At 69.5% G+C, this 4,520-nt stretch carries 7 protein-coding genes; all 7 read left to right on the top strand.

From position 1 onward, the window contains the following. Window positions 1–280 precede the first annotated feature (280 nt). Window positions 281–1,099, top strand: a complete 819-nt coding sequence (locus Mterra_RS19115; protein ID WP_119316576.1) for a Pvc16 family protein — start codon at window positions 281–283, stop codon at window positions 1,097–1,099. A gap of 22 nt (window positions 1,100–1,121) precedes the next feature. Beyond that, entirely contained in the window at window positions 1,122–2,690 is a 1,569-nt protein-coding gene (locus Mterra_RS19110; protein ID WP_119316575.1) for a phage tail sheath family protein, read from the top strand. Window positions 2,691–2,765: 75 nt separating this feature from the next. Continuing rightward, window positions 2,766–3,212 (top strand): phage tail protein, encoded by a 447-nt coding sequence (locus Mterra_RS19105; protein WP_027892559.1) that lies wholly within the window; start codon window positions 2,766–2,768, stop codon window positions 3,210–3,212. A 55-nt stretch (window positions 3,213–3,267) separates the two neighbouring features. Beyond that, window positions 3,268–3,669 (top strand): phage tail assembly protein, encoded by a 402-nt coding sequence (locus Mterra_RS19100; RefSeq protein WP_119316574.1) that lies wholly within the window; start codon window positions 3,268–3,270, stop codon window positions 3,667–3,669. A 9-nt stretch (window positions 3,670–3,678) separates the two neighbouring features. Beyond that, complete coding sequence (locus tag Mterra_RS22585; RefSeq protein ID WP_170159747.1) at window positions 3,679–3,840, top strand: hypothetical protein; 162 nt, start codon at window positions 3,679–3,681, stop codon at window positions 3,838–3,840. A gap of 43 nt (window positions 3,841–3,883) precedes the next feature. After that, complete coding sequence (locus Mterra_RS19095; protein WP_027892561.1) at window positions 3,884–4,321, top strand: phage tail protein; 438 nt, start codon at window positions 3,884–3,886, stop codon at window positions 4,319–4,321. Window positions 4,322–4,324: 3 nt separating this feature from the next. Continuing rightward, window positions 4,325–4,520 (top strand): hypothetical protein (locus tag Mterra_RS22915; protein WP_218022976.1); only part of this gene is annotated, 196 nt, incomplete at its 3' end.

Genomic DNA, 4,520 nt, shown 5'->3' with positions numbered 1-4,520 from the left:
AACGCCCTCCTGGTGAGCGGGGAGACCGGCAGCGTGGCGATGCTGCGCGAGGTGCTCAGGGCCAACCCCGACCTGACCCGCACCAACCGCTTCGGCGGCACCGCGCTGATCCCGGCCGCCCACCGGGTGCGGGTTCTGTAAAGGGGCCGTCCGCGAGGAGGGGGTTTTCTTCGTGCTTGCTCCAATGAAGCGCTATTGTAGCTATACCGCAAGGTCTACAAAGAATTACGGCTAGATTAACTTGCAAAAAAGCCCGCTTTGAATAAACTGTAATTCGTCCATGTTGATGGATATTCACGAAGGGTTGCGGAGGCTGATTTTCGAGCGGGGGCAGATCGACCCGCGCTACGTCGACGTGGAGTTCGAGACCCCCAGCCGCGAGTGGCTCGGCGGCCTCAACCGCCCGACCGTCAACTTCTTCCTCTTCGACCTCCAGGAGAACACCGCCCTGCGCCAGAGCAACCTCGAGGTCGTGCGGGGGGAGGGCAGCCACAGCGTGCGCCGCCTGCCGCCCCGGCGCTTCGAGCTGCACTACCAGGTCACGGCCATCTCCGAGGAGACCCGCGACCAGCACGAGATCCTCTGGCGGGTGATGGTCACCCTGCTGCGCCACCACCAGATCCCCGAGGACTACGTGCCCGCCTGGGCGCGCTGCGCGGGCCTGCCCCTCCTGGCGCGGGTGGGGCAGCCCGAAGACCACCCGCGCCTGCGCGAGCTGTGGACGGGGCTGGGGTCGGCCCCGCGGCCCGCCCTGCTGTACGCCCTCACGGTCCCGGTCGATCTCGAGACCGCCCTCGAGGCCCCCGTCGTGCTCACCCGGACCACCCGCTACGCCCCGCTTTCCGGCGAGCCCGCCTGGTCGGAGGCCCCCTACCGCATCGGCGGGCGGGTGCTCGACCGGCAGGGCACGCCGCTGGAGGGGGTGATGGTGTGGCGTGAGGACAGCGCCCTCGACGGCGCGGTCACCGACCGCGAGGGCCGCTTCGTGCTGGCCGGGGTGCCCCCCGGGCAATTGCGCCTGCGGGTGGCCCGCTCGGGCGAGGGCCCGCGGCGCTTCGTGCTCGAGGTCCCCTCGGACCGCTATGAAGTCGTGCTTTAGGACCACAGGAGGATAAAGGGAAATGCCAGAGTATCTTTCGCCAGGCGTCTACGTCGAGGAAGTCAACACCGGCCCCCGGCCCATCGAGGGGGTGGGCACAGCGATGGCGGCCTTCGTGGGCTTCGCCCCCGCCGGCCCGGCCAACAAGCCCCAGCTCATCACGAGCTGGCAGCAGTACGTCGAGACCTTCGGCGCGCTCGAGGACGGCGTGCGCAACCCGCACATGCCCGGGGCCTACCTCTCGCACGCGGTGTACGGCTACTTCAACAACGGGGGCAACCGCTGCTACGTGACGCGCGTGGTGCCCAACACCACCCGGAACGGGGCCGTCGCCCAACCCGCCCTGGCCCAGTTGCCCAGCCGGGTCTCCAAGGCCGTGCCCAGCCTGACCCTAGGGGCCAAGGGCAGGCCCAGCAGCGACATCGTCGTCGAGGTCACCCCGCCCTCGGCCGAGGACGCGGGGGAGGGGGCCTTCAACCTGCGGGTCAAGATGGACGCCCTCGAGGAGAGCTTCGAGAACGTGGTGGTGGGCCGCCCGGCCAAGGGCGCCAAGGCCACCGCGCTGGCCGAGGCCCTCAAGACCAGCACCCTCATCGAGCTCGTCGAGGAGAAGACCGCCGGGGCACTGGCCGAGCGGGCCCCCGAGGTGGGCAGCTACGTGATCAAGGCCGGCCAGCCCACGGAGGCCCTGGCCGTCAAGGCCGACAGCTTCGTGGGCAACGTCGATGACCGCTCGGGCCTCGAGGGGCTCGAGATCGCCGAGGACGTGACCATGGTCGCCATCCCCGACCTGATGTCGGCCTACCGCATGGGCATGATCGACCGCGAGGGCGTCAAGGCGGTGCAGCTGGCCCTCATCGCCCACTGCGAGCGCATGCAGGACCGCCTCGCCATCCTCGACCCCCTCCCCGACATGACCCCCCAGGAGGTCAAGCGCTGGCGCGAGAGGGAGGCCAACTTCGACTCCAAATTCGCCGTGCTCTACTACCCCTGGATCAAGGTGGCGATGCCGGGCGGTGAGCCCATGGCGGTGCCCCCGTCGGGCCACGTCGCCGGGATCTGGGCCCGCAACGACCGCGAGCGCGGGGTGCACAAGGCCCCGGCCAACGAGATCATCCGCGGGGCGCTGGGGCCGGCCCTCGAGATCACCAAGGGCGAGCAGGACACCCTCAACCCCGTGGGCATCAACGCCATCCGCTCCTTCACCGGGCGCGGCGTGCGGGTGTGGGGGGCGCGCACCCTCTCCTCCGACCCCGCCTGGCGCTACGTCAACGTCCGCCGCCTCTTCAACTACGTGATGAAGTCGGTGGAGCGCGGCACCCAGTGGGTGGTCTTCGAGCCCAACGACGTCAACCTGTGGGAGCGGGTCAAGCGCGACATCACCGCCTTCCTCACCACCGTCTGGCGGGAGGGGGCGCTGTTCGGATCCACCCCCAACGAGGCCTTCTACGTCAAGTGCGACGCCGAGCTCAACACCCCCGAGGTGCGCGACCAGGGGCAGTTGATCGTCGAGATCGGCATCGCGCCGGTCAAGCCCGCGGAGTTCGTGATCTTCCGCTTCTCCCAGATGACCAGCGGGCAGCAGGGATAAGAACTGTCGCGGGGCCGCCGTGGGCTCACCGCCCGGCCCCCGCGGGAGGAAACTCGAGCGCAAGGAGGAGAACAGATGGCGAGCATTCCGGTAAACGTAGCCTTTTTCAGCGTGGAGTTCGGCGACAAGCTCAAGGGCGTCTTCCGCGAGATGTCCGGCCTGGGCAGCGAGAACGAGGTCACCCAGCAGCGCGCGACCAACGCCAAGGGCGAGGTGATCTGGTTCCAGATCCCCGGCAACCTCAAGTGGAACCCGGTGACCCTCAAGCAGGGCATCACCACCGACCCCAGCTCGCTGAGCCTGTGGAACTGGCGCAAGGAGATCGAGGAGGGCAAGTACGAGTCGGCCAAGGAGAACGGCTCGATCGTGATGTACAACCAGGCCGGGGAGGAGGTGGCCCGCTGGAACTTCGAGGGCGCCTGGCCCTCCAAGATCACCGGCCCTGCCCCCAACGCCAACTCCAACGAGGTCGCCATCGAGGAGCTGACGCTGGTCTACGACAAGTACATCCGGGTGAAGTGAGCCCGGCCCGGGCCCCACGGCCGGAAACCCTATGCCGTGGGGCCCGCCCCCCTGTATGCAAACCCTTTTCGAGTTCACCCTCCCCCACGGCTACCTCGACGAGCAGGGCCACCTGCACCGCCGGGGGGTGATGCGCCGGGCCACCGCGCTCGACGAGGTCGAGCCCCTCGCCGACCCGCGGGTGCGGGCCAACGAGGCCTACCTGGGCATCGCGCTGCTGAGCCGGGTGCTGCTGAGCCTCGGGAGCATCCGCCCGGTGCCCGAGAGCGTGGTGGAGCGGCTGTTCGCCACCGACTACATGTTTTTGCAGGAGTTTTACCTACAGGTCAACGGAAGCGGCCCCAGGCCGATGTTCCCCGAGCGCCTCAGCCTGGTCGAGACCGAGTGCCCCGCCTGCCGGGCGCGCTTCACCCTGGACCTGGGGCAGCTCGAGGACGCCCCGCCGGAGGGCCGTTAGGAGGCAGGCATGACCCGACCGCCCGACGCGGGGCCCAACCCGCCGTCCGAACCCCGCCCCGACTCCTCCCCGGCCATCGACCTCGAGGCCCTGGCCGAGCGGGTCTACCGCCTGCTGCGGGAGGACCTGCGCCTCGAGCGCGCGCGGGAGGGGCGCGAGCGCGGGCGCTGAGCGACCGAGTGAGGAGTGCTGCGAAGTGCTGAGGATACCGTTTTTGGGAGGACCCGGGCCCGTCACGGGGACCTCGAGGTTTTACGTCGATATCGGCGGCGTGGGCAAGGCGATGTTCACCGAGCTGGGCGGCCTGCAGATCGAGACCGAGATCAAGGAGTACGCCGAGGGCGGGCTCAACGAGTACGTCCACCGCCTGCCCGGCCGCACCAAGGTGGGCAACCTGACCCTCAAGCGGGGCATGGCCCAGGACGACCGCCTGCTGCGCTGGTACCTCAAGGTCGTCAGCGGCCGGATCGAGCGCCACAACGTCACCGTGCAGGTCTTCGGGGTGGACGGCTCCAAGCTCTTCCGCTGGGACTTCAAGGACGCCTACCCCGTGAAGTGGATCGGGCCGCAGCTCTCGGCCAGCGGCAACGCCCTGGCGATCGACACCCTCGAGCTCGCCCACAGCGGCCTGACCTCCTTCCTGGAGAGGTGAGCCGTGTCGCCGCACCCCCTCCTCGACCGCCTGCGCCTCCGGCGGAACTTCGCCCGCTCGCTGGCGGTCTACCGCGTTTCACTGGCCCGCCAGGCCTGGAACGCCCCCGCTCCTCCGGCAGCCCCGCCGGGGAGGCCCGTCCCTTTCCTGCGCCCCGGTCCCATTACCCGGCCGCCCCAGCCGTCGGGGCCCTACCCCC

It is taken from the genome of Calidithermus terrae, assembly GCF_003574345.1.
Taxonomy (GTDB): Bacteria; Deinococcota; Deinococci; order Deinococcales; family Thermaceae; genus Calidithermus; species Calidithermus chliarophilus.
Note: the sequence above shows the minus strand (reverse complement) of the source record. Positions and strands in the feature narration are given on the sequence as shown.